A 25,519-nucleotide genomic window follows, 5' to 3' on the forward strand; every position below is an offset into this window, starting at 1 on the left:
TCTGTAAACCTAACAATTGCCTAAATAACCGAAAAGCCTGTTTTCAAAATGATTCCGCTAAACGATTGGTCAATCTGTGTAATCGGGCTAACGCAGGTGATAACTGACGGGTACCTTGATTAACCAACGGCTACGGGTGATTTCCTTAGGGAAGGCTTTAAAGTGGTTGTGCATTTTTTCTTGAAATATCTCTAAAGCGGCTTGATCTAAAATCGCTCTTTCGGAGCTTTGCAATATTTTCAACTTAGTGATGTTTCCATTAGGGGTCAACACAAATTCGATTGAAACTTCACCCTCCCAACCGCGTCTTTTGGCTCTTCTTGGATAGGTGTCTTTAGCGAAAGTGATAATCTGTTTTCGTAATTCATGTAGATAGGCTTGTTCGGCATCAACGATTTGTTGTTGGCTGTATTTTGGTTTGCTCGGTTTAGCCTTTGTTATAACGGTTTGCGGCTGGCTAGCGGCGACAGTTTGCTCCGTTTTCTTTTCAGGCGTTTCTGGAACGGCTTGTGGCTGTTTTACGGGTTCGGCTTTTGGTTGGGTTTGCGTAATCGGTGTTTTTTGAGGTTCGCTTACCTGTTTTGGTTCAGCTTTTGGTTTGATTTCTTGTTTAAGCTCTTTTTTGGGTTCTTTTTTAGGTTCAGGCTTTTTCGGTTTAATTGGCTTTACTGCGGCAACGAGTTCAGGTGGCTGAATCGGCTGAATGGGTTTTGGTTGGCTAATGGGTTCTATTTCAGGCTTGATTTCCGGTTGTACAATCGATTCGATGACTGGCTCAACCATCGGTTGAACGCTGGATTCTTGAAACATCGCAAGCGTCACGGGCACAGGTTTGAGTTGTTCTTTTATCGGGGTGTTGGCGCTCAGTGTCCACAGCCAGTAACCAAGCAATAGCAATGCTGTGTAGAGTATGGCGGCTATGATAAAAGAAAGGGTGGTGCTCGATTTCATTGTTGTTGCGATTTAGTCAAGATAGAGAGGTTGTTAAGTTCTTGGCCTTTTAAAGCGTCAACGAGTTTTACAAAAGTGCCAAATTCCGCTTTCTTATCCACTTGCAGGGTAATGGCTTGTTCTTTGGACAGTTTGCTTAATCTCTGGGAGATATTGGCAAAACTTTCTGGTTGTTCATTTATGAAATATTGGTTTTCGGCATTGATATGCAGCAGAACAGGTGTGATGTTTTCCGCTGGGACATAGGTTTGGGTATTAGTGGTTTCAGGTAGCTCGATATTCAGACTATCTTTAACGATAAAACTCGCTGTCATTAACACTATGGCAAGCAGGACTAGCATAACGTCAATTAAAGGGATGACGTTCATGGTGTCAAATCGTTTAAGTTCGGAGCGTCGCATTATGCAAGGATATCCTAAAGCAACTATAGTGTTTTAGTGGCTGGGTTAGCAGGCTGATGAATGCTATATAGTGAGTTGATCACTTCGACTTTTCTGAGTAAACCGTTATAGGCAATGATGGTTGGAATCGCTATAGCAATACCTGCCGCGGTGGCTTTTAAGGCCAAAGCCAGCCCCACCATAATGGCTCCGGTTTCAATGGCTTGGTTTTGACCGATATCATAGAAGGTAATCAAGATACCGATAACCGTGCCAAGTAGACCAACAAATGGGGTGTTTGCGCCAATAGTCGACAATATCGTAAGGTTGCGTGTTAAATCGATATTGAGTAAGACTTGTTGGTCGTAGCTTTCAAGGCGTAAGTTACGGTAAAAAATGATACGCTCGACGGTGACCCATAGAGCGATGAATCCCATTAATCCTAAAAGGCCAAAGACAGTAAGGTCTAGATAGGTCTTAATCAATTCCATGGTGTTGAAAATCCGTATATAAAATTAAATGAATCAGCGTATTTTAATACTTTATAGATGAATATAGTGAATAAAGTATGAATATGGGGGAGGGATGAATGGTCTAGGTGGTTTTACTGTGCGTATATTGCTGTATTAATTTTTAAGCAAAAGGTGTTAAAATCGTCAGGTTAAACAATTAAAAAAATACAGTTGGGAGATTGTTATGAAACGTCGTGACTTATTAAAATCGGCATTCGGTTTATCGGCAGGTTTGATTGGGATGTCGGCATTGAAGCCGCTATATGCAAATGATGAGTTGGTAATGAAGGCTGACCCAATGTATGACGTACCTGTTACCAAGGTATCAGATCGTTGCTATTACCTTTTGGCGAAAGATCCTGAGCCGTCACCAGAAAACCACGCATTTTTTAATAATCCGGGTTTCATTGTCACAAGTGAAGGTGTTGTCGTTATCGATACCGGTAGTTCTGTGCAAATTGGTGAAATGGTTATTCGCCAAATTAAGACGGTAACGGATAAACCGATTCTTGCGGTTATTAATACCCATTATCACGGTGACCACTTTTTAGGAAACCATGCCTTTATCGCTGCAAACCCTAAATTGGATATTTATTCACATCAAGCGACCATTGATAATATCAAGAAAGGTGGTGGAGAGTTTTGGGTTGGTTTCATGCAACGTAACTCAAACAATGGGATTTCAGGTACTGTGGTAACACCGCCTAATAAAACGGTTAAGGGTGGCGAAACCATGAAATTTGGTGATACGACAATCAAAATCCACCAGTGGGGAACTGCGCATACCGAGTGTGATTTAATTGTTGAAGTCGTTGAAGATAATGTTGCATTTTTAGGCGATACGGCAATGCGTCGTGTAGCGAACATGGCCGATGGTTCTTTCCCAGGAACGGTCGAGGTGATGAAAAAAGCGAAAGCTTTGGGTTGTGATCATTACATCCTTGGTCATGGTCCTCATGATAATGTTTCAATCTGTGAAGATATGCAGAAGTTCTGTGAAATTATTTATGGAGATGCGACTAAGTACTATGAAGAAGGGCTTTCTGACTTTGAAATGAAGCCTAAAATCATGGCGAATCCATTTATGAAAGATGTGGCAAGCAGCTGGCCTGGTTATGAACATACGATTGGTAAGTTCATTGCTGTCGCTGTCGCAGAAGTAGAAAAAAGTATGTTCTAACACACGTTAGATAACTTTTTTCACTCTACAACGAAAAACCCCGAAAAGAGACTTCTTTTTGGGGTTTTTTATTGGCGAATTCAAGCCGAAAATAAACTGACCAGGCCTGGTTGCTTTATATTTGATTTATTCAATAAAGTCTAAAATCGCATCTAAACCGGCAAAGTTCAGAGAGGTGGTCGCCTGTTGCTGAACCGCCGGTTTTGCATGGTAAGCGACCGAAAGGCCGGCTTGATTCATCATCAGCAGATCATTGGCACCATCGCCGACAGCGATGACCTGGTTAGGTTCAATTGCCAGTTTTTCGCAAAGTTCGTGTAGAAAATCGGCTTTCGCTTGTGCACCGATTATGCCGCCAATCACTTCACCGGTCAGCTCCCCATTGCTCTCGCCCAGTAGGTTTGCTCTGGTAAAGTCTAAGTTTAATTCTTTTTGTAAACGCTCCGTAAAGAAGGTGAATCCTCCAGATACCAAAGCGAATTTAATTCCGTTCTTGTGTAAACCGGAAATCCATTTTTCAGCCCCAGGATTGAGGGTTAGACGGTCATTGTAAACATAGCTTAAAGCATGGGTGTCTAGCCCTTTTAACAGGCCTACTCGTTGCATAAGCGATTCTTCAAAATTCAGTTCACCGCGCATTGCCGCTTCGGTAATGGCTGCTACCTCAGGTTTAAGATTGACGTAGTCGGCAATCTCGTCCACACATTCGATGCTGATTAAGGTCGAATCCATATCGCTGATGACCAGCTTAATCTCTTTGCCATCAAACCCTTCAGGAAGTAGGTTGATGTCAACTTGAATCTCTTCAGCGATGGCTTTCAGGGCCTCTATAGAGGGGGCTTGCTCCAGTTCAAGGCGAAAGTGGTTGTTGATTTTAACGGGTTTACCAGCTTGACCATAGGCTCGTTCAATGACTTTGTATTGTTCAAAGTTCAGGGCGTTGCTGTGAATAATAATGGTGGCCATATCGTTTCCTATTTGCTGTGATGACTAAGCCTTTGGCTAGTTACTTTTGGCTAATTTGTGAGCAGTTATTTTTGAGTGTGGACTATTTTAGTCTTTGCGAATCGATCCTGCAAAAGTTGTTGCTTGGGGAAAAACAGGCCAAGCCAACCGATTAGAAAAAATAGAATGGTAAAGATGAATCTTAGGTTGGCAGAGTGTCTAGAGAGTAACCGATTGTCTTCAGTGACAAGCTGTAATTTCCACGTTCTCAGACCTGGTGTTTGCCCTGATTGAATCCAGAAGTAGGTGAGATACACATATGTTATCGCCACAATGTAAATCTGAAAGGCTAAGGTTACCGTCGGATTGTCGGTAAATTCTTTACCCTGCCAAAGTACAAAAGGGACGGCGGCAACAAACCAAATGGCGATTAGCAATAAAAGGTCGTATAGATTGGCAAAAAGTATTTTAAATCCGCTCATGATGCTCAAGGCTTATAATTGTTGTTAAAATTTCAAGTATTGTACACGTTTCGCGTTAATTTAATAATAGAGTTGCTTAACGGTGTTAAGGACGGATTTGGAGATGTTATTTTGAATTTACTCGCTGAAAGTCTAGGTTTGACGACCATCGTAGGTGGTTGGGTTGTCTTTATATTGGCGCTACTCTGGGCTTTGAAAACCGCTCCTTGGCATAAGGTCAATGGAGATAAAGCCGCACAACACGTCTTATTGGGGTTGTCGGTAATTGTTTTTTTTGTTTGGCAGTTCGGAGCAAATCTAGATAACGGAATTACCTTTCACTTTTTATTGATGACCTTGATGACCTTGATGTTTGGACCTCAATTTGCCATTGTTGGGATGCTGTTAGCTTTAATCGGTGTTACTTATCAAGCGGATTTAGGGTGGTTGTCTTTTGGTATCAATGCCGTGTTGATGGGGATTGTGCCGATTACCGTGACCTGGGTGTTGTATCGACTGGGAGCCAAGTTTTTAGAGGCCAATTTTTTTGTCTATATCTTTTACAATGGTTTTTTTTCGTCTGCGGTCGGAGTGGTTGTATCTTTAGGCTTGTCCGCTTTGGTGTTGGGGTTAAATGAAGTTTATTCACCGCAAATATTGGAGCAAAGCTTTATTGTCTATATCCCTTTGATGGCAACACCGGAAGGTTTTGTGAATGGCATGCTATTGGCCGCATTGGTGGTGTTAAAGCCCAATTGGATCGCAACCTTTCACGATCAAACCTACATTAATGGCAAATAGTCTCATTTAGTTATCCAGGTTTTTTTAAGAAAGTCGGTTATTGCGAGCTTTATCACCAATAGCTTAGCTGTTTGCGATAGGGGGGTATTGTAAGAGTGGCTTGAAAGGGTGGTTTGATAAGTTGGTTTTGATAAGGTTTGGACATGAAAATTTTGACATAAAAAAACCGGCCATTTGGCCGGTTTCTCTCAGAACAGATAAGGAATTATTTTTCCCAACCTGCTTTCAATCCTTTCCATGACTCCATCTGAGTCACTTCAGCGTTTGCTGATTTGTACGCTTCTTTAGCAAACTTAAGTGCAGTTGCTTCATCGCCTTTCTTCTTAGCTTCGTCCGCTTTTGAAAGGTAAGTGTCAACATAAGATTGTTTCATCTTTTTCTGTTTCCACACGTTGTTAACAGCTTTGGCTTTTGCGTGAGCCGCATTAGCGCCTTCAACGTAGTCTGCATAAGTTACAGGTGTTGATTGTGTAGCAGTACAACCACCCATTCCTAATGCTGCAACGATTGCTGTTCCGATTAATAATTTTTTCATTTGGTATCCTCCAGATTAAAAAGAGCTTTACTAGCTTTTAAGCTTATATATTTTTTTATATATTTTATTATGTCGTTGGCCATTGTAATCGTAATTGACATAATGTTAAAGCTTAATACGAACACTTTTTTTGCTGTTTTCGCATGGTTGTATACGTTATTAAGTTTACCCCGGTCGTGTCAATCTTTATAATACCCAGTATTGGATGTAAATAACGTTATTTTTCGAGTGTTTTTTAGTTCAGTTAATGTATAACTGTATGAAATTTAACGAATTTAACTTTTTAGTAAAGTTTTTTGGTTTTTTTTAGAAAAATAACTAATTAGCCTATAAGTTTTATATAAGGTAGAAAAAAATGAGAATTTTGCAAGATGCATTAACTTTTGATGATGTTTTATTGGTTCCAGCACACTCAACTGTGTTGCCAAAAGATGTTTCACTGAAAACAAAATTAACCAAAGAAATTACGCTTAATATTCCGTTTGTTTCTGCTGCAATGGATACGGTTACCGAAGCGCGTCTAGCAATCTCTATGGCGCAAGAGGGTGGTATCGGAATTATCCACAAGAATATGACTGTTAAAGAACAGGCTCATGTCGTAAGTAAAGTGAAAAAATATGAGCACGGTGTGATTTTAGAGCCGATTACCGTTCAGCATACAGATACGGTTGCGGACGTGGTTAAGAAAACCAAAAAGAACCGAGTCTCTAGTGCGCCGGTTATGGATGGAACTGACTTGGTTGGTATTGTGACCAGTAGAGATATTCGTTTTGTAACGGACATGTCACAACCGGTTTCAAAAATCATGACACCAAAAGAAAATTTGGTAACGGTAAAAGAGAAAGAAGACCCAGAAGTGGTTCTGAATCTTTTGCATGAAAACCGCATTGAACGTGTATTAGTGGTGAATGATAGTTTTCAGCTTAAAGGTATGATTACCGTTTCTGACATGATGAAACAATCTGACCATCCAAATGCGTGTAAGGATTCTGAAGGCCGTTTACGTGTTGGTGCGGCAGTGGGAACGGGCGCGGAAACCGAAGATCGTGTAACGGCTTTGGTTAAGGCGGGTGTAGATGTAATTATCGTTGATACCGCTCACGGACATTCACAAGGTGTACTTGATCGTGTGGCGTGGGTAAAACAGAACTTCCCACAAGTGCAGGTTATTGGTGGGAATATCGCCACCGGTGAAGCGGCTCTTGATTTGGTTGCCGCTGGTGCGGATGGCGTTAAAGTCGGTATCGGTCCAGGTTCAATCTGTACAACTCGTATCGTTGCAGGTGTTGGTGTTCCACAAATCACGGCAATCTCAAATGTAGCTAAAGCCTTAGAAGGCACTGGCGTTCCATTGATTGCCGATGGTGGTTTACGTTTCTCTGGTGATGTGGCTAAAGCATTGGTCGCTGGGGCATCTGCTTGTATGATTGGAAGCATGTTTGCGGGTACGGAAGAATCTCCTGGTGAGATCGAATACTACCAAGGGCGTGCATATAAGTCATATCGTGGTATGGGTTCATTAGGCGCAATGGCTCAACCTTCTGGTTCAAGTGACCGTTATTTCCAGGCCTCTAACGCAGAAGATAAATTGGTACCAGAAGGGATTGAAGGACGTGTTGCCTACAAAGGGCCTTTATCCCCAATTATCCACCAGTTGGTGGGTGGTATCCGTTCAAGTATGGGTTATACCGGTTGTAAAGATATCCCAACCATGAACACTAAACCTTCTTTTGTTAAAGTAACTTCTGCGGGTATGGCTGAAAGTCATGTTCACGATGTAACTATTGTTAAAGAAGCGCCTAACTACCGTGTGTAGTTAACGCATAAAAAGTTACATAGGCTTTTATAAGCGATTACTCATTATTGGTTGTTAGCTATATTTAAGTCTTCAAAGCTTTTGTGGAATACCGCAAAAGCTTTTTGCATTTAAATCGTTTTTTATTACCCTACATTTTGGACTCACTATGACACAAGCAAATATTCATGATCATCGTATTCTTATTCTTGACTTCGGTTCACAGTACACACAATTAATTGCTCGTCGTATTCGAGAAATTGGCGTTTACTGTGAAGTAGAACCTTGGGATATCGATGCAAAAGATGTTGAAGCTTTTGGCGCTCGCGGAATCATCCTTTCTGGTGGGCCAGAAACGGTTATTGGTGATGATGCTCCAGTAGCACCGGATATTGTGTTTAATTTGAATGTTCCGGTTTTGGGTATTTGCTATGGTATGCAAACCATGGCTCAACAGCTAGGCGGCCAAGTTATCAATGCGGATGAGCATGAGTACGGTTATGCCAAAGTACGTGCTCATGGACATACCAAATTATTGGTGGACATTGAGGACGAGGTGACTGCTGAAGGTTATGGCATGCTTGATGTTTGGATGTCGCATGGTGACCGTGTTGAATCAATGCCGGAAGGTTTCAAATTGATGGCAAGCACGCCAAGTTGCCCGATTGCAGGTATGGCCAACGAAGAGAAAAACTTCTACGGTATCCAGTTCCACCCAGAAGTCACGCATACCAAGCAAGGCTTGCGTATGATCGAACGTTTTGTGGTTGAACTTTGTGGTTGTGAAAAACTTTGGACTACGGCAAACATCATTGAAGACAGCATTGCGCGTGTGCGTGAACAAGTGGGTACTGACCAAGTCATGCTAGGTCTTTCCGGAGGTGTGGATTCATCTGTTGTGGCGGCACTTCTCCACAAGGCGATTGGTGACCAATTGACCTGTGTGTTTGTCGACCATGGTTTGCTGCGTTATAAAGAGGGTGATCAAGTTATGGCCATGTTTGCTGAAAACATGGGTATCAAGGTGATTCGTGCGGATGTTGAAGATCGTTTTATGACGGCTTTAGCAGGTGAAGCCGATCCTGAGAAAAAACGTAAAATCATCGGTCGAGAGTTCATTGAGGTCTTTGATGAAGAGTCAGCCAAGTTGAAAGGGGTCAAGTGGTTGGCGCAAGGCACTATTTATCCGGATGTTATTGAATCAGCGGGTTCAAAAACCGGTAAGGCTAAAGTCATCAAGTCACACCATAACGTAGGCGGTCTACCTGAAGATATGGAAATGTCTTTGATTGAACCATTACGAGAATTGTTCAAAGATGAAGTACGTAAACTAGGTGTCGCTTTAGGGTTGCCTTATAACATGGTTTATCGTCACCCATTCCCTGGACCAGGCCTGGGCGTTCGAATTTTAGGCGAAGTCAAGAAAGAGTATGCCGATATTCTGCGTTTAGCGGACAACATCTATATCGAAGAATTGGTTAAATGGGAGCTTTACGACAAAACCTCTCAAGCGTTCACGGTGTTTTTACCGGTGAAATCGGTTGGTGTGGTCGGTGACGCTCGTCGCTATGATTATGTAGTGGCTTTACGAGCGGTTGAAACCATCGATTTCATGACGGCGCGTTGGGCGCATTTACCTTACGAATTCTTGGAGCATGTCTCAGGTCGAATCATCAATGAGATTCCACGTATTTCTCGTGTCGTTTACGATATTTCAAGTAAACCACCTGCAACAATCGAGTGGGAATAATCCTAAAGATGGATTTGTTTTAAAGGCCTTATACATTAAGGCCTTTTTTGTATCTGTAAATAACCTTTTGAGTTTAAGTTATGGTTTCGAAAATTGAATGTCCTGAAGGAATAAATCAGCAACAGCAGGATGAGTTTTGGATGGAATATGCCCAGCAATGTGCTCGTAAAGCCGAAGATATGGGGGAGGTTCCTGTCGGGGCTGTGGTTGTTTTGGATAACCGATTGATTGCCGAGGGGTGGAATCAGTCAATCACGAACCATGACCCAACGGCGCATGCCGAGGTGATCGCTTTGAAGGAGGCGGGTAAAGCCGTGGGTAATTACCGGTTAGTCGATGCAACGTTATATGTCACCTTAGAGCCTTGCGCCATGTGTGCCGGCGCTATGGTGCATGCCCGAGTAAAGCGGGTCGTGTTTGGTGCTTATGATGCTAAAACTGGTGCAGCGGGTTCGGTTTTCAATATTGTCGATGCACCACAGTTAAACCATCAGTTGTTGATTACTGGAGGCATCAGAAAGCTGGAGTGTGCAGAACAAGTCAGTCAATTTTTTCAAAAACGTCGTAAAGCCCATAAATTAAAAAAGCGGAAAGCTAATGAAATTTCATAAGCAAGTTTCTTGCTGATTACACCAAACAATGCGAATATAGAAATGCTGTTTTATAACTTTAGTTAATTTTTAGTGTTTGACTCTTTGGCAATATAATTTATAAAGAAAAACCAATCGTTTAATTATGCAAAAAAATATCGATCCTGCAGAAGGAATCACCACAGTCAAAATTTTGCCAGGTGAGTTTTATGTCACTAAAGATAATGAGAGAATTGAAACGATTTTAGGCTCTTGCATTTCTGCTTGTGTAAGAGACCCCATTGCGGGTGTGGGCGGTATGAACCACTTTATGCTACCAGTTGATAAGAGCAATAATCGCGGTACAGAATTGTCAGATGCGAACCGTTACGGCAACTATGCAATGGAGAATTTGGTCAATGCTTTATTGAGCCAAGGAGCCAAAAGAGAACGTCTTGAGTTTAAACTTTTTGGCGGCGGACGTATTATGAGCTCGATGACTAACGTAGGTTGGTACAATATTGGCTTTGCATTTGATTATATTTACACGGAAGGGTTTAAAATCGTCTCCCAAGACATTGGCGATATTTATCCCCGCAAAGTTTTATATTACCCTATAACGGGCCGAGTCCGTGTAAGACGGTTGAACGCGATGCACAATCAGTCACTGGCTGACGAAGAGAATCGCTATATTAATAAAATTGAATCTAAGCCTGTTGAAGGCGATGTAGAACTTTTCTAAGGAACGATGCTATGGATATGATGGAAACATTTCGCCAAACTTACCTTGAAGAGAGTTTTGAAGGCCTTGATGTTATGGAAACAGGCCTGTTAGAACTTCCTCCAGGTATTCCGGATAATGAAAAAATTAACGAAATTTTCCGTGCTGCCCACTCCATAAAAGGAGGGAGCGGGACGTTTGGCTTTAGTGAAATCGCAGGTTTTACTCATGTTCTAGAAACTCTTTTGGATGAGATGCGTGATGGTCGCCGTGATGTTACTCAGGAATCGATTGACGCTATGCTTGCAGCGGTCGATGTCTTAAGAGATATGTTAACTAAGCTTCAAGATCACGAACCTATCGATGAAGAGCGTGCTAGCGCAGTCCAAGGCATTTTAGAAGCGATTTTAGGCGGAGGGGATGTTGATACTGCCTCAGGGCAGGAATCGGCTGGTTCAGCAGTGGCTGCAGCGGGTGGTGAATGGAATATTCAAATTATCCCTGAAAAAGAACTGTTGCAAACCGGTAACGAACCTTTACGAATCTTCAGAGAGCTTGAAACCATCGGTACCTTAAAGGTATCTGCAGATTGGCAAGCATTGCCTGATAGTTCTACTTTTGACCCGGAATCACTCTATATAAAATGGAATCTGTCGCTTTCAGGTGATTCTGTAAATGAAGACGATATTAAAGAAGTCTTTGAATGGATTGATGGAGATGGTGCTGAAATCAAGATATCCGCTCCAGTTTCCGAAGAGAAAGCCGTTAGCCCAGTAGTCGTAGAAACGGCTAAGGAAGTCGAGGTTATGGCAACTTCTGCCACTGCAGAGCCTGAAACGGTTAAACCTGCTCCTAAAGCTTCCGCCAAACCAGCCGCTAAGGCGGCCGATGCCAAGGCGCCTAAGCAAGAGGGTTCAATTCGTGTCGATTTGAGTAAGATTGACCAAATGGTGAACTTAGTGGGTGAGCTGGTTATCACGCAATCGATGTTAAGCCAGTTTGGAGAGCAAGCTGAACAAAGTTCCGAAAACACTCAAGAAGCTAATATGGAGTGGGTCGATAAACTTAAAGAAGGGTTAACACACTTGGAGCGACATACTCGAGAACTCCAAGAGTCGGTAATGAATATTCGTATGTTACCTGTAAGTTTTGCGTTTAACCGTATGCCACGCATTGTGCATGATGTTAGCCAGAAGTTAGGTAAGCAAATCGAGTTGGTGATGGAAGGTGAAGGTACCGAACTGGATAAAACCATGTTGGAACAACTTACCGATCCGCTTGTTCATATTGTACGTAACTCAATTGACCATGGTATTGAAAGTCCGGCGGTTCGTGCCGCGGCGGGTAAACCTGAAAAAGGTACTGTCAAAATGGCAGCCTTCCACCAAGGTGGCAATATTCTTATTCAGATTACCGATGATGGTGCGGGGATTGATTATCGTAGAATCGAAGCAAAAGCCATTGAGAAAGGGGTGATTGAAGAAGACCATAATCTAAACAAAGATGAGATAGTGGATTTGATTTTCCATGCCGGTTTCTCAACGGCTGAAGTAGTGAGTGATATTTCTGGACGTGGTGTAGGTATGGATGTGGTTCGTCGAAACATTCGTGGCTTAGGTGGCTCTGTTGATGTTAAAACCACGATTGGCGAGGGCAGTGTCTTCACAATCCGTCTACCTCTAACTTTAGCGATTTTAGATGGGCAGTTATGTTCAGTTGGTAGTCAGACTTATGTATTCCCATTGATTTCAATTATCGAGTCTATCCAGGTTGATAAGTCGCATGTAAAAGGCATTGCTGGAGAGACGGAGCTCTATAAATTGCGTGATAGCTATATTCCGGTGATTCGTCTGCATAAGAAACTGGGCGTCAAAGATGCTCAGGAGGACTTATCTGATGGCCTGTTGGTCGTGGTGGAAGATGCGGGTCAACGTGCAGGTATTTTTGTTGATGATTTATTGGGTCAACAACAGGTGGTTATCAAAAGTTTAGAAAGTAACTTTATGAAAATTGAAGGCATCGCCGGAGCGACTATTTTAGGTGACGGTACGGTTTCATTGATTTTAGATGTTACCGAAACGGTAAGCTCTCACAAGGGTGGTAATGCTAAGTTGAATGTAGCATAATGCATTCAGTTAATTTAAAGGGCATTCGCTGTAGCCCTTTATGTCCGTTTTCTTAAGTTAGAGGTCGTTTATGTCAGAGCAAAATTCAGATTATGTGTTGGGTGCTAAAGAGGTTCAACAAACCATATTGGTTTTAAATTTGTCTATTGCTCAAATTGATTTGTCGATTACTGAAGGTGATAATTCCGTAAACACCTTGATTGACTCTTTCACTTTCATGTCTCACCACATTGAACAGATTCAGCAAGCGGGTAATAGCCTTGCTGAAATAAGTGGCGATGGTGAAAATGTGGCTCAACATAAAAGTCTTTTGTTGAGTGAAGCGGGAGAGCTTTCTGTCAAAATGCAACAAGCGATTATTGCGTTTCAGTTTTACGATAAATTGAGCCAGCGTTTAGAGCACGTTTCCCATGGTCTAACAGGCCTGGCAGAAATCGTTTCTCATGAGATGCGTGTCAAAAACGAAGAAGAGTGGGAAGCCTTTAAGACCAGTGTTCGTAAAGGAACGACTATGCGAGAAGAGGAAGAGTTGTTCGAACTTATCTTTGATCAGCATGTTCCTACTGAAGAAGCGATAGAGATTATGAAAGATAGAATGCGTCAGCGTATGCATGATCAGGATGAAGTTGAAGAAGAAGTTGAGTTCTTCTGATTTTAAAAAAATAATCTCATGTTTTTTAAAAGCCCGCTTATAGCGGGCTTTTTTATTGATGGCGGTTTTGTATAAGGGATTTTTGCCGATAGCTTATTTAGTCATAAAAAAATTTAACTTTTGTAATTAAGTAAAATTTATAACAATGGTGGCCGAGTTAATAGTTTAATTCAAAAAAATACGAAATAATCAACGAGGCAACAATGAAGTTATCATTTAACACAGGCTCAATCAGAGTCTCTTTTTTTAGTGCAATATTCACATTTTTACTTCTTCCATTTAACGCATTCGCTTCAGGCTTAATGCCTTTCATTTTGGGCGATAATTCAACAGAATCTTCTGTTAAAGCCGCAGCGGCGAAAACACAGCAAGCATTGAAGGATAATGGTTTTACCGTTGTGGGTAGTTACTCGCCAAACAGTAAGTCGACTGTGATTGTGGTTACCAATGCACACCTTAAGAAATTAGCGGCCATGTCTAAAAATGGTGGTTTTGGCGCAATGGAACGTGTCGCGGTTGTCGATAATGGCGGTAAGATTGAAGTGAGTTATACCAACCCTAGCTATCACTGGAATGTTTATCGCATGAAAGGTGATATTGCACCTATTCAAACGGCTATGGAAAAAGCTTTAGGTAACCAGTCAGGTTATGGTGCGGATAAAGGACTATCTGCAGATGAATTACGTGGTTATCATTACAAGATGATGATGCCTTATTTTGACGATGAAGATGAGCTGGCTGAGTATGGTTCATATAAAGAAGCGGTAGCTGCCGTTGAAGCCGGTTTGAAATCAGGCCACGCAGGTTCTAAAAAAGTGTATCGTATCGATGTTCCAGGCCAGGATATGACTGTATTTGGTGTGGCTTTAAAGCATAAAGAAGGTGCGGATAGTTTCATTGCTAAACAGATCGATATTAAAGGTCACTCTCATGCGGCACATTTTCCATATGAAATCCTTGTGGTGGGAGATGAAGTGGTTGCTCTAAACGGTAAGTTCCGTATCGCTATCAACTGGCCAAGTCTTTCTATGATGGGTAACGGTAGTTTTATGAGCATCTCTGGCGCTCCTGACAATATTACCGAGGCGTTAAAAGCGGTTGCTAAAAATCAAAAAATTGAAAAAGAGTCTGAAGGTTTAATTTAATCAGATTCAATTCGATTACGAGCACGGTAAAAGCACAGAATTTTCTGTGCTTTTTTTGTTTTGAGCCCTTGAAAAGGCATTTTTAAACCTTATTTATTAAGCACATTTTTAAATTATTCGTTCACATAAACCAAATTAGGAGATGTATTAATGAGTGCAACAGAAACTCACGCGTTTCAGACCGAAGTCAATCAACTGCTTAAGTTGATGATTCACGCTTTATATTCCAACAAAGAAATCTTTGTAAGAGAATTAGTTTCTAATGCTTCTGACGCCCTAGATAAATTGCGTTTTGAAGCGGTTTCCAATGATGCTTTAACTGAAGGTGAAGAAGAGTTAGCAATTCAGCTTGAGTTCAATAAAGAAGCTCGCACCATTACTATTAGCGATAACGGTATTGGTATGACTCGTGATGAAGTCATTGCCAATATTGGTACAATCGCCAACTCAGGCACTAAAAAATTCCTAGAGTCGATGACCGGTGACCAGGCTAAGGATTCACATCTAATCGGTCAGTTCGGTGTTGGTTTCTACTCGTCATTTATTGTCTCTGATGAAGTGGAGTTGATTACTCGTAAGGCCGGTACCGCTGTTTCTGAAGGGACTAAGTGGGTCTCTAAAGGTGAGGGTGAATTTACCCTGGAAAACGTTGAAAAGGCGTCTAAAGGTACGGTCATCACGTTACACCTTAAAGAAGATATGGACGAGTTTTTATCTGAACACCGTCTAAAAGGCATTGTGACCACTTATTCTGACCATATTAACTTCCCGATTAAGATGGAAAAGTCTGAATGGGATGAAGAAGCCAAAGAAAGTAAAGCAACCGGTGAGTTTGAGCAGGTCAACAAAGCGACGGCCATCTGGACACAACCAAAGTCAGAACTGTCTGATGAGGATTACACCAATTTTTATCAAACCATCTCGCATGACTTCAATGAGCCGTTAGCGCATATTCATAACAAAGTTGAAGGTACGCTGGAATATACTTCATTGCTTTATATTCCAAAAAATGCGCCGTTTGACCTATATGACCGTGAACGTCGTTATGGTTTGAAGCTATATGTTAAGCGTGTATTCATTATGGATGACGCTGAACACCTAATGCCGACTTATCTGCGTTTTGTCCGCGGGGTAATCGATTCAGCCGATTTGCCTTTAAACGTATCGCGTGAAATCTTACAGAGCAACAAGGTGGTTGATAAGATTCGTTCCGCTTCGGTCAAGCGTGTATTGGACCAGTTGGCCAAATTTGCCAAGGCTGATGACCAAGAAGCTTATAACACCTTCTGGGATCAATTTGGTCAAGTCATGAAAGAGGGTGTGGTTGAAGATTTTGCCAATAAAGACAAAATTGCCAAATTGCTACGTTTTGCCTCTACCCATGATGATGCTTCTAAAGCACAGCGTATCTCTTTAGAGAGCTACGTCGACCGTATGCAAGAAGGCCAGGAAGCGATTTACTATATAGTGGCAGACACGCATGCCGCCGCTAAAGGTAGCCCACACTTAGAGATGTTCCGTAAAAAAGGCATTGAAGTGTTGTTGATGTCGGACCGTATTGATGAGTGGTTGGTTTCACACTTAACCGAATTTGAAGGTAAACAATTAAAATCGATTACTTCGGCAGACTTAAAAGAGTTTGAAGAAGAAGCGGACAAAGATTTATCTGACGATGAAAAACAAGCGCGTGAAGCCTTAACCGAAAAAGTTAAAAAAGCGATTGAAGATAAGGTTTCAGATGTGCGCATCACTCATCGTTTAACCGATTCTCCGGCGTGTGTTGTCAGTGCGGAAGGTGATATGTCTGCACATATGGCTCGCTTGATGGAACAAATGGGGCAAAGCATCCCTAAACAGAACCCTGTTTTAGAGTTAAACCCTGACCACGTTCTAGTTAAAAAGCTGGAAGGTATCGAGGATGAAGCTAAGTTAACCGAATGGTCGCTATTCTTGTTAGAGCAGGCGCAGCTTGCTGAAGGTGACCAGTTGGAAGAACCGGCTCTGTTCATTCAACGTATGAATAAGTTGTTAAGCGAAGCCATGTAACCGCTATTGCTTTGGTTTAAATTCACTGAACGCTGTTCAGTGAGCTCAAACCCGAACCACCAGGCCTGGTGGTTCGGGTTTTTTTGTTTATAAACTCAGACACTTAGACTCGATTTATGGCACAATAGCGCCCAAATTTAATGCGACTGGATTTTAAGCTATTTGCGCTTTAAAAGCGTATGCACTCTAGATTCGCAACCTCTTATACATAAGGACAGTATTTTGATTTCAACAGCCAATATCACCATGCAGTTTGGTGAAAAACCTCTTTTTGAAAATATCTCAGTTAAATTCGGTGGCGGCAAACGTTACGGTTTAATCGGCGCAAACGGTTGCGGTAAATCTACCTTTATGAAAATTTTAGGGGGCGATTTAGAGCAAACTTCAGGTACGGTGAGCATTGACGAAAATGAGCGTGTTGGTAAGTTAAAACAGGACCAGTTCGCCTACGAACAATACAGTGTTATCGACACGGTGATTATGGGCCAGCCCGAACTTTGGGAAGTGAAAAAAGAGCGTGACCGTATCTATAGCTTACCTGCCATGTCAGAAACCGAAGGGATGCTGGTTGCCGATTTAGAAGTACAGTTTGGTGAAATGGACGGTTATACGGCCGAGTCGCGTGCCGGTGAGTTGCTAATGGGCTTGGAGATTCCGGTAGAACAGCATTATGGTCCAATGAGTGAAGTGGCTCCAGGTTGGAAATTACGTGTGTTATTGGCACAAGCCCTGTTCGCCGACCCGGATATTTTGTTATTGGATGAGCCTACCAACAACTTGGACATCAACACTATCCGCTGGTTGGAAAACATTTTGAACGAACGTAAAAGCACCATGATCATCATCTCGCATGATAGACACTTCTTGAACAGTGTCTGTACCCATATGGCAGATTTGGATTATGGTGAGCTGCGTATTTACCCTGGTAACTACGATGAATACATGACCGCTTCGACCATGGCTCGAGAGCAGTTATTGTCGGATAACGCTAAGAAGCAGGCGCAGATCAATGAACTAAAAACCTTCGTGAGCCGTTTCTCAGCCAACGCATCAAAAGCCAAGCAGGCGACTTCGCGTGCTAAGTTGATTGATAAAATCGAACTTTCGGAAGTGAAAGCGTCTAGTCGTGTGAATCCGTTCATTCGTTTTGAACAGGATAAGAAACTGTTCCGTTTGGCGTTAGAGATTGAAAACTTGGGCAAAACCTATGATAACGATGGTGAGCCTAATGAAGTGCTGAAAAACCTGAATTTAATGCTGGAAGTGGAAGAGCGTTTGGCGGTATTAGGGGCTAACGGTATCGGTAAAACCACCTTGCTAAAATGTTTGGTGGGTGATGAACAGCCGACTACGGGGGTGGTCAAATGGTCTGAAAACGTCAAAATCGGTTACTATGCGCAGGATCACGCGCACGATTTTGAAGAAGACCTATCTTTGCTTGAATGGATGGCTCAATGGAAACAAGAGAGTGATGATGAGCAAGCGTTGCGTGCTGTTTTAGGTCGTTTGCTGTTCTCTCAAAAAGATATCGATAAGTCGGTTAAGGTGCTGTCCGGTGGTGAGCAAGGCCGCATGTTGTTCGGTAAGCTGATGCTGCAAAAGCCGAACGTCTTGATCATGGATGAGCCAACCAACCACTTGGATATGGAATCGATTGAATCATTAAACCTGGCGATGGAAAACTTCCCAGGAACGATTATCTTTGTCTCGCATGACCGAGAGTTCGTTTCGTCGATTGCCACCCGTCTACTGATTCTAAAAGAAGATGGCATAGAAGATTTCCGTGGTGATTACGAGTCTTATCTGCAAACTCAAGAGTCGTAATATTCAACAGAAAAATCAAGTTGAGCATCAAGTTGCTTAATAGAGCCCGCTGGTTTATCGAAACTAAGCGGGCTTTTTTATAGCGAACAGGTCAATCGATTTAAGGCCTTTTGTTTGATTCTTTTTAAAGGTTCTGTTCAGCTTTTTCTGTTTTGTTATTTGGTGGAATTGGATAGAGATAACCTATAACCAACAAAATACCACCGACAGCAATAAAACTCACAATTCTCGCAATGCTACCGCTACTGGCTAAATCGATAGTGAATACTTTCAACAGTACCAAGCCCAATAAAGCGCTTCCGGCAATCCACAAGGTTCGGCTTTGAATCTTGTTCGAGACACTGATAATGATAAATCCTAACAAACTCCAGCTAATGGATAAGGTCGCTTGGGTAAGAATGGAGTGCATCCAAGCATGCGGGTTATAGCTGACAGCAAACCAATGATGTAGAGTTCTTAATAGCATCGCATTAAATGCTAAAAAACCGACCAGGCCTGCTAGATATGGTCCCCAAATAGTTATCTTTAACCAGTTTTGCCGCTCTGGCAGTTTCCACCATTGTAAAATCACCATTAGAGAGACTAGGCTAACGAAATCTAACAGGTTTAAAACCGGTATATAGGGCATAAAGCTTGCGCCACCAGGCGATTGCAGGTTTAAGCTTAAATTCCAGATAACAATGATGCCAATGGTTGGCCAAGCAATCAAATTGCGATATAAACTTTTATGGCTTTTAAAAGGCCAAAACTTCGCTTTAACAATTAAGTAGATGGCCAACACAAGCGGTAAAATCAGCATTAAGCCGCTTTGCGTAATCCAATCATTATAATATTCTTGGGCAAGCCACTGAGATTCATAACTCAATAAGCCTAAAAACAGTGCGAAGCTTAAGGCGTGCAAGGTTGTTGGGTTATTTAATTGTGTTTTAAGGTTAGATTCAAACCAGTATAGAATTCGATAGAAAAGATAGGCGTTGAGTAACCAGCCCCAAACGGCGTAATTGGCAAAAGGGTGGGGCTGGGAATCGATATTCAAGCCAATCATGATTGCAAGTAGGATGAGCCATCCTAAACGGCCATGTTGCAGGGTTGTCCATTGATAACGCACCTCAATTCGAGTGACGATAATGGCACTTAGGGCGAGGTGTAGTAGTAATATGATTAAAGAATATTCTCTTGGAATAAAAGCCTCTATTTCTCGCCAAGCGCTGGTGAACCACCAAGTAAGTCCCCATAAAAGCAGTATGATATCAATCCCTTGATAACTTTTTGAAAGCTGATGTTGCGCTTTGAATAAGAAAAAAGCACTGAACAGTGAAGAGAGGGCGATCATCATGCCGCCCATAAAATAAGGGTTTAGGATAGCAATATCATGCGCCTGAAGGTTCAATGAAACCTCCAATACATAAAGCAGGCTCGCCCCTAATAAAACCATTAAACCAAATGCCAAACTCAGGGTTCTTTGTTGGCGAAGGCTAATCCAGATAACGCCAGCTCCTTCAATCGCCCAAGCAGCCGAACTCCAGTTATTATCGAATGCAAGCGGAATGGTGAGCGTAAAGAAGATAACGCTTAACGCAAAAAAAGCCTGGTATAAGGTTTGCAGTTCGGCACGGTTTTTTTGGTAGAAAAAGCCTGCCAATACAAGATAAAAAGCACCTAGACTCAAGGTGCTGTAGGCGATGCCATAGGCAAAAGGTTCAACCAAAATTGCCTGAATGGTTGCACCGATAATCGGTGGACCAAACAGCAGTGTGCCGTCTACCAGGCCTTTTAAATTAGGCGGCTGTTTTAAGGCGTGAAGAATGGAAATGACCACATACAATAAGAAGAATAAGATCAAGAAGAACTCGGTACTGGCAAAATGGTCGGTTTGGTATTTCAGTACCCCCCAGATAACCCCGATAATAAAGGTCATAACAAAACCAAGCAGGTTCAACTCGCGCCAAGATTTAAACCAAGCGATGACAAAGATGCTGAAATTCAACAGTGCATAATAACTAAATAGAACAATGTGGTTGCCTTCTCCGGTAGAGGCCACTATTGGAGCTAAAAAGCCGCCCGCCGCACCAATAAATGCGAGTACTTTGGCATCTTGATAAAGTGCCAACAGTAAAGCGATTGCCATAATGACAATCAGTAAAACAAAGCCTAGCTCAACCGAAACCACATCATAAAGTTTAAATGAGGTATAGGCGGTTAAATAGAGAATGGCGACCGAACCTCCTTGTAACACCAAGGCGTAAAGCGGATTTTTGTACCGTAATCGCCAACCTAGATAACCGAGTGCGGATGCACCCATCGCCACAAAAGTCAGTCGGAACTCTATGGGCAGTAAGCTGTTATCGGCGGCGTATTTAAGCAAGAAGGCCACTCCAAAAAACAGCACCACAATACCGGCTTTAACGGTGAGATTTCCTGTGGTGGTAAATTCAATTAAGCGGTTAAGCCATTGATTGGTTTGGGGAGCCTTAGGAAGATTTTCAAAGCGTGTTTCAGTGAGAGATGGTTGAGTTTTCAGTGCCGGCTTTTCTTCTGTTTGCGTGTCAGTTTCCCAGGGGGATTGCAAACGTTTACTGTGCTCGATATCGGCAGAGATGCTGTCATCAACGGGCGGTTCTTCTATGAGTGAACTATCGGGCTTGGTCTCTTTTGTGTTCTCTGTTTTTAATGGCTGGGTGTTTGCGGCATCGGGCGTGATGTTTTTTTGGTTAAGTAACGTTAACTCTTGTTTGAGATTTCTCAGTTGTTTATGAATATTCTTGTTTTCAAAAAACAGGTATAAAACCAATAGCGCCAAAAAAGCGTAAGAGAAACTTTCGCTCATCAATACGCTAATCAATAATCCGATGGTTATTAATATCTCAGCCATAATTCCTCACAACAAAAACAGAAATGTAAGTTTCGATTCTTATTTAAACATAGAGTGCGGTTTTTAGCATATATGGATTTAACCAGGCCTGGTTAGATTAAAACGGTTATCTGATTAAGTTGGTTTTATGACATGAAAAATGAAGAAGCCCGTAAACACTTAAAGTGTTTACGGGCTTTTATTGTTCTTAGCCGCTAGGCTAGGAGGAGAGATAAAGAGGCATTTAAGCGGCTAAGAAACAAAGGGTGATAGGCTTTTAAACGAGATTAAAAAACCATATCTAAATGCGGTGACCAATCTGGAATATAGATGCCAGCATCTTCATATTCAGCCATGTGGTGAGCGGATGCTACTGATGAAATTCCAAAAGTCAAAATCGCTGCTAATAGTACTTTTTTCATGTTATTTCCTTTATATTGCTTTTTGATAATTCAAATTTTAAAAGCGGCTCAATTTAGAACACTAGTTCTAAATGTCCTGAGTTGTCATTGATGTTTCCACCGGCGTTATCGCTTGGTGAATTATGATGAGCCGAAGCGGTGGTTACTAATCCAAAGGTTAATAAAGCGGCTAAAAATACTTTTTTCATTGTTCTATCCTATTTTTTATTAAGTCTATATATCTTTTGTTATTCAGGTTAAAAAACCATATCTAAATGTGGTGATGTATCAGGGATAAACTCACCTGCATCTGGGTTAGCGGCCATGTGGTGTGCTGAAGCGGCTGTACTGATTCCAAAAGTTAGTAGTGCTGCAAAAATAATCTTTTTCATGTTCTTTTCCTGTTAATAGCTTTTTTAAAAATTTACTAAGTTTCTTAATAGTTGGAGAAATGTGATTCACTCATTCTTTATACTTACTGAGTTTTGCATCACGCTTAATAAGATAAGGCTTTTATACGTTTAACTAGTTTAAGGATTTTCACTAAATGTTAAAAAGTTACATATCTTGATTTGCATATTAAATGTAAAAATATTACATGTCAAATATAATATGCATTATTTTTACAGTAAATAGCCATTTTTTTAGTTAACTTTATGAAAGTAATGGGTTTTATGGATACGAAAAAAGATTTTTAGTGTTGGTGGAAACATTGAGAGGGGGATTTATTAAAGGTTTAACAAGAATTTAAATAATAAAAAAGGCCATTACATATTAATGTAATGGCCTGGTTTTAAGAATTAAGCCTTAATATTAGATGAATCTTAATAACTAAGGCTTAAGTTACTGACTCGCTATTATTCAGGAACTTCTTCAGTGTAGTCTTTACGCTGAGCCCAAATGTCGCTACCTAATAGATAGTCTGCCGCACTATCAGGTGCTTCTTCTGGGTCTAGTTCTTGTAACCAGATTGAGTAAAGTGTTTTACCATCAGGAGAAGCAATATTCTGTACCTCTTTCTCTTCAGCAACTGATTGGGCAATCGCTTCATTCATGTCATCAACAGGTACTGCTGCATCAGGATTTGATGGTACTTTTTCCCAGGTGTCACCACCATCGGTTGAGCGAGTTAGGAATAAATCTTCCTCAATCCCCGTTCCCATTTCGACTGTTCCGTAGGTTATAAACACGGTATTTGGATCTCTAGTTTCTAACCCAGGAATCGCTTCAGAGGTTGGAATCAATCTTGGATCCAAGGTTGAAATGATGTTATTGGTAATGTTTGATACATTAAATGGAGTTGTCCAGTTTGTACCATTATTATCAGAACGAGTTACTGTAAAGTTGTTAGACAAGTGCCCAACCCCTGTTAAACGCCATGATGGGGTATATTCATAACCAATAAAGATAGTGTTGCCACTTAAGTAACCACGTGGAGAGAAGGTGTTCTCCCAGTTGTTTTCCCAAGTTGCATCATCTAAGTTAGCTTCACTCCAAGAACCCACGGTTCCTTCATCATCAACCGCAACGTGCGAGCTTAAGTTCCAGCTATTAGAAGGCCATGTTTCAGTACCCATAATGGCTGCCATATCTTCTTTGGTATTTAAGTTAGATACATCGTAACCACCTTTGGCTAAACGTAAATACATGTCAGAAGAGGCACCTTGGGTTTCAATTCCAGATTTATATAGAATTCCCCATAAATGCGCATCCGGAGCTATCGCATCAGTTCCTAGACCATCCGTTCCTAGAACATCTTTAGAATCAACTTGAGTAATCAATGTTAGACGACGGACGTTTTCAAGCACAGGTGTGCCATCTTCTTCATTGGGTCTAAGCTCATTAACAATTGTTCCCGCAGCAATTGGAGTTGGAGTTGTCATGTCAAAAGAGTGTACATAAGCGATTTTACCTTGGTCTTGAACCGGAATGGTATCTAAGGTTTCACTATTTGGAACCCCTGGTAAGCTGGTCGCTTCACCTTTTGTTTCTTCATAACCTAAGATAACTTTATTGCCAAATAGGCCAATAATTGGTCGTGAAGCTCCTGTATCACCATTTAACAGCTGTTTTTCTACAATGTCAGGCGTATCGTTGTAAATTGCTCTGATTGGATCATCGTAGTTGCTAAAACATTTACCGTTATCGCGGTCATCTTCACCAGGGGCAGCTGTAAAGGTACCATTGTCTGCACAAAGTTTTGCACAATATTGAGCACCTGTGCCATTGTCTACGTTCTCTTGTAAACAGACTGCGTTATCACTGATTGGCACTGGCGTTGCAAAGCTATACAGTGCTTTTGGTTTTAAGGTTTCATTATCGGTATCAGGAGTGCCACCTATTTCTGCATTTGGGTCAGCAATATCAAATTTTTCCATTTCGATGTAGCTATACCAAATGTCGGTTTTATGATTTGTGGTTGCTCCACTCCATCCTTCACCTGGACCAGAACCACTACCAGGTCGTAAACCATCTGGGTCTTCTTGCCATGAAAGTACAAAACCTGTTGTATCTGATGCAATCGTCACTTTGTTTGAATCACGACGACCAGAGGTTAATTGTTCAGGAGCAAACCAGTCAATATCGTGTTCTTCTTCATTTAACACACCACGAGCCACCCAAATACAACTAAAAGGTACTTCGTGAGCTTCAACGGTTTCTCCGGCATATTCTTCAATCCCTTCATAGTTGATTGTACCTTGAGGGCCATTGACTAAATATAAGTCGTCTGGATAAGTGGTTTTACCATCTACAATAACCTGTTCAAGATTGGATGGGTTACCGCTTGGGCAAAACTTATCATTCCAAGCCACCAAGACTTTGTTACCTTCGGTTTTCATTGCAGGTTTAAAAGAGTGACCATAGTAAGGCAGTTTTTCACCGTTACCATAGTAGTCGACTTCAATAGATGAGTTTTCTGCCGTGTTTGAAATATTAACTGGTTTCCAGGTAGCTCCCTTATCAAGTGATAAGGCCACAAAGGTATCGGCAAAGTGTTCAATATCTGGAAGTTCAGAACTACCTGTTCCCATTAAAAAGTCACCTGTCATGGTGTCTGTATAGCTTACTAATAAGGGTCTTACTGCGGGTGCAGTATCATCTACAATGCCTGCGGCAGAAGTTTGTGCAGTATGTAGCATCATGCTGGCAATGCTGTGACCGCCACTTCCCATCGCAGGGGTTCTAGAGATGTTCTTGTGTACAGTAATATCACCACTGATTGCGGAATCGAAATGGTATTCAGCTTCCTGTTCCGTTACAACGTGATCATCTGTTGATTCTGTTTCGTCAACTACGGTTTGTAATATAGTGGCTAATTGAGTAGCAAAAGTTTCTGCTTCAGCAGGCGTCATCGCTGAAAAATCGATTTCATCCAAGTTGATGCCTTCATCATCCAACGCTTTTTCTAAAGCGGCAATGGATTCTTCTGTAATGGTAATGCCATTTGAAGCTACACCATCACTATCCAAAGACTGTAATAAAACCAAAATATTCAACACTCGTTGGTCTAGAGTGGCATCAGGTCCAAAGAAATCTTTTGGCGTCACGTCTTCTACCGAACCAAGTAATTGGCCTAGCCGAATCTTGTCACCAAGATAGAACGTTACCATGCTACCAGGTGCAAAATTGTAATGACCACCATTTTCTGTTTTACCGTTGTATCGACCTTTATAGGTTAAGCCATCAACCGCCCCATCCACAAACGTCCCAACAGATGCTGAATCAGATGAATCACTAGATGAACTATCAAAACAGCCTCCTAAAGTTCCACCAATTGCCATGGCAACAGCTATGGCAACCGGGTTTTTTAATAATTTTTTCATAAAGCCTATCCTCTTTATTGGTAATAAGTACAAATCCTCAGTAGATACTA

The 25,519-nt window shown here is 41.6% G+C and carries 22 protein-coding genes; 11 read left to right on the forward strand and 11 right to left on the reverse strand.

The annotated features are described in order from the left end of the window. Window positions 1-87: 87 nt before the first annotated feature. From L6421_RS03395 to exbB, 3 genes are read right to left on the reverse strand one after another with little or no spacing between them, the layout of a single operon-like run. On the reverse strand, window positions 88-951 hold the full coding sequence (locus L6421_RS03395) for an energy transducer TonB (protein WP_237263218.1): 864 nt from the start codon (window positions 949-951) through the stop codon (window positions 88-90). Beyond that, window positions 948-1,352 carry an ExbD/TolR family protein gene (locus tag L6421_RS03400; protein WP_237263220.1) on the reverse strand — a complete coding sequence of 135 codons (405 nt, stop codon included), beginning with the start codon at window positions 1,350-1,352 and terminating at the stop codon, window positions 948-950. The genes L6421_RS03395 and L6421_RS03400 overlap by 4 nt, the downstream gene beginning before the upstream one ends. Window positions 1,353-1,375: 23 nt before the next feature. Next, on the reverse strand, window positions 1,376-1,822 hold the full coding sequence (exbB, locus tag L6421_RS03405; protein ID WP_237263221.1) for a TonB-system energizer ExbB: 447 nt from the start codon (window positions 1,820-1,822) through the stop codon (window positions 1,376-1,378). A gap of 205 nt (window positions 1,823-2,027) precedes the next feature. Here exbB and L6421_RS03410 point away from each other — a divergent pair, with 205 nt between their 5' ends. Then, entirely contained in the window at window positions 2,028-3,023 is a 996-nt protein-coding gene (locus L6421_RS03410; RefSeq protein ID WP_237263223.1) for an MBL fold metallo-hydrolase, read from the forward strand. Window positions 3,024-3,149: 126 nt separating this feature from the next. On the opposite strand, the gene serB is transcribed toward L6421_RS03410, so the two are convergent. Then, the gene (serB, locus tag L6421_RS03415) at window positions 3,150-3,989 is read right to left on the reverse strand and encodes a phosphoserine phosphatase SerB (RefSeq protein ID WP_237263226.1); all 840 of its coding nucleotides are present in this window, start codon (window positions 3,987-3,989) and stop codon (window positions 3,150-3,152) included. Between the two features lie 65 nt (window positions 3,990-4,054). Beyond that, a complete protein-coding gene (locus L6421_RS03420; protein WP_237263227.1) occupies window positions 4,055-4,450 on the reverse strand; it encodes an RDD family protein in 396 nt (131 codons plus the stop codon). A 111-nt stretch (window positions 4,451-4,561) separates the two neighbouring features. Here L6421_RS03420 and L6421_RS03425 point away from each other — a divergent pair, with 111 nt between their 5' ends. Then, on the forward strand, window positions 4,562-5,230 hold the full coding sequence (locus tag L6421_RS03425; protein ID WP_237263229.1) for an energy-coupling factor ABC transporter permease: 669 nt from the start codon (window positions 4,562-4,564) through the stop codon (window positions 5,228-5,230). A gap of 205 nt (window positions 5,231-5,435) precedes the next feature. Here L6421_RS03425 and L6421_RS03430 read toward each other — a convergent pair whose 3' ends face one another. Beyond that, window positions 5,436-5,765: a hypothetical protein gene (locus L6421_RS03430; RefSeq protein WP_237263231.1), complete on the reverse strand. Its 330-nt coding sequence runs from the start codon at window positions 5,763-5,765 to the stop codon at window positions 5,436-5,438. Between the two features lie 355 nt (window positions 5,766-6,120). Between L6421_RS03430 and guaB the strand changes: the two genes are divergently transcribed. The 9 genes from guaB (at window position 6,121) to L6421_RS03475 (ending at window position 18,393) form a co-directional block, all read left to right on the forward strand. Further along, on the forward strand, window positions 6,121-7,581 hold the full coding sequence (gene guaB / locus L6421_RS03435) for an IMP dehydrogenase (RefSeq protein WP_237263234.1): 1,461 nt from the start codon (window positions 6,121-6,123) through the stop codon (window positions 7,579-7,581). Between the two features lie 148 nt (window positions 7,582-7,729). Beyond that, entirely contained in the window at window positions 7,730-9,310 is a 1,581-nt protein-coding gene (gene guaA / locus L6421_RS03440) for a glutamine-hydrolyzing GMP synthase (protein WP_237263237.1), read from the forward strand. Between the two features lie 80 nt (window positions 9,311-9,390). Continuing rightward, on the forward strand, window positions 9,391-9,921 hold the full coding sequence (gene tadA, locus L6421_RS03445; RefSeq protein ID WP_237263239.1) for a tRNA adenosine(34) deaminase TadA: 531 nt from the start codon (window positions 9,391-9,393) through the stop codon (window positions 9,919-9,921). A 124-nt stretch (window positions 9,922-10,045) separates the two neighbouring features. Next, on the forward strand, window positions 10,046-10,621 hold the full coding sequence (gene cheD / locus L6421_RS03450; protein ID WP_237263241.1) for a chemoreceptor glutamine deamidase CheD: 576 nt from the start codon (window positions 10,046-10,048) through the stop codon (window positions 10,619-10,621). Window positions 10,622-10,632: 11 nt separating this feature from the next. Beyond that, entirely contained in the window at window positions 10,633-12,726 is a 2,094-nt protein-coding gene (locus tag L6421_RS03455) for a chemotaxis protein CheA (protein ID WP_237263243.1), read from the forward strand. 70 nt (window positions 12,727-12,796) lie between these two features. Next, window positions 12,797-13,378 (forward strand): hypothetical protein, encoded by a 582-nt coding sequence (locus L6421_RS03460; protein ID WP_237263245.1) that lies wholly within the window; start codon window positions 12,797-12,799, stop codon window positions 13,376-13,378. A 203-nt stretch (window positions 13,379-13,581) separates the two neighbouring features. Next, a complete protein-coding gene (locus L6421_RS03465) occupies window positions 13,582-14,523 on the forward strand; it encodes a hypothetical protein (RefSeq protein WP_237263247.1) in 942 nt (313 codons plus the stop codon). A gap of 150 nt (window positions 14,524-14,673) precedes the next feature. Continuing rightward, window positions 14,674-16,569 (forward strand): molecular chaperone HtpG, encoded by a 1,896-nt coding sequence (gene htpG / locus L6421_RS03470; RefSeq protein ID WP_237263248.1) that lies wholly within the window; start codon window positions 14,674-14,676, stop codon window positions 16,567-16,569. Between the two features lie 222 nt (window positions 16,570-16,791). After that, window positions 16,792-18,393, forward strand: coding sequence for an ABC-F family ATPase (locus L6421_RS03475; RefSeq protein WP_237263250.1), 1,602 nt, complete (start codon window positions 16,792-16,794; stop codon window positions 18,391-18,393). A gap of 124 nt (window positions 18,394-18,517) precedes the next feature. On the opposite strand, the gene L6421_RS03480 is transcribed toward L6421_RS03475, so the two are convergent. The 5 genes from L6421_RS03480 to L6421_RS03485 form a co-directional block, all read right to left on the reverse strand. Beyond that, window positions 18,518-21,265 (reverse strand): DUF2339 domain-containing protein, encoded by a 2,748-nt coding sequence (locus L6421_RS03480; protein WP_237263252.1) that lies wholly within the window; start codon window positions 21,263-21,265, stop codon window positions 18,518-18,520. A gap of 266 nt (window positions 21,266-21,531) precedes the next feature. Next, on the reverse strand, window positions 21,532-21,666 hold the full coding sequence (locus L6421_RS11490) for a hypothetical protein (protein ID WP_255695499.1): 135 nt from the start codon (window positions 21,664-21,666) through the stop codon (window positions 21,532-21,534). A gap of 53 nt (window positions 21,667-21,719) precedes the next feature. After that, complete coding sequence (locus tag L6421_RS11495) at window positions 21,720-21,854, reverse strand: hypothetical protein (RefSeq protein WP_255695500.1); 135 nt, start codon at window positions 21,852-21,854, stop codon at window positions 21,720-21,722. A gap of 48 nt (window positions 21,855-21,902) precedes the next feature. Next, complete coding sequence (locus tag L6421_RS11500; protein WP_255695501.1) at window positions 21,903-22,037, reverse strand: hypothetical protein; 135 nt, start codon at window positions 22,035-22,037, stop codon at window positions 21,903-21,905. A 465-nt stretch (window positions 22,038-22,502) separates the two neighbouring features. Then, window positions 22,503-25,469: a choice-of-anchor O protein gene (locus L6421_RS03485; protein WP_237263254.1), complete on the reverse strand. Its 2,967-nt coding sequence runs from the start codon at window positions 25,467-25,469 to the stop codon at window positions 22,503-22,505. Window positions 25,470-25,519 lie beyond the last annotated feature (50 nt).

The organism is Thiomicrorhabdus immobilis, from assembly GCF_021654855.1.
GTDB lineage: Bacteria > Pseudomonadota > Gammaproteobacteria > Thiomicrospirales > Thiomicrospiraceae > Thiomicrorhabdus > Thiomicrorhabdus immobilis.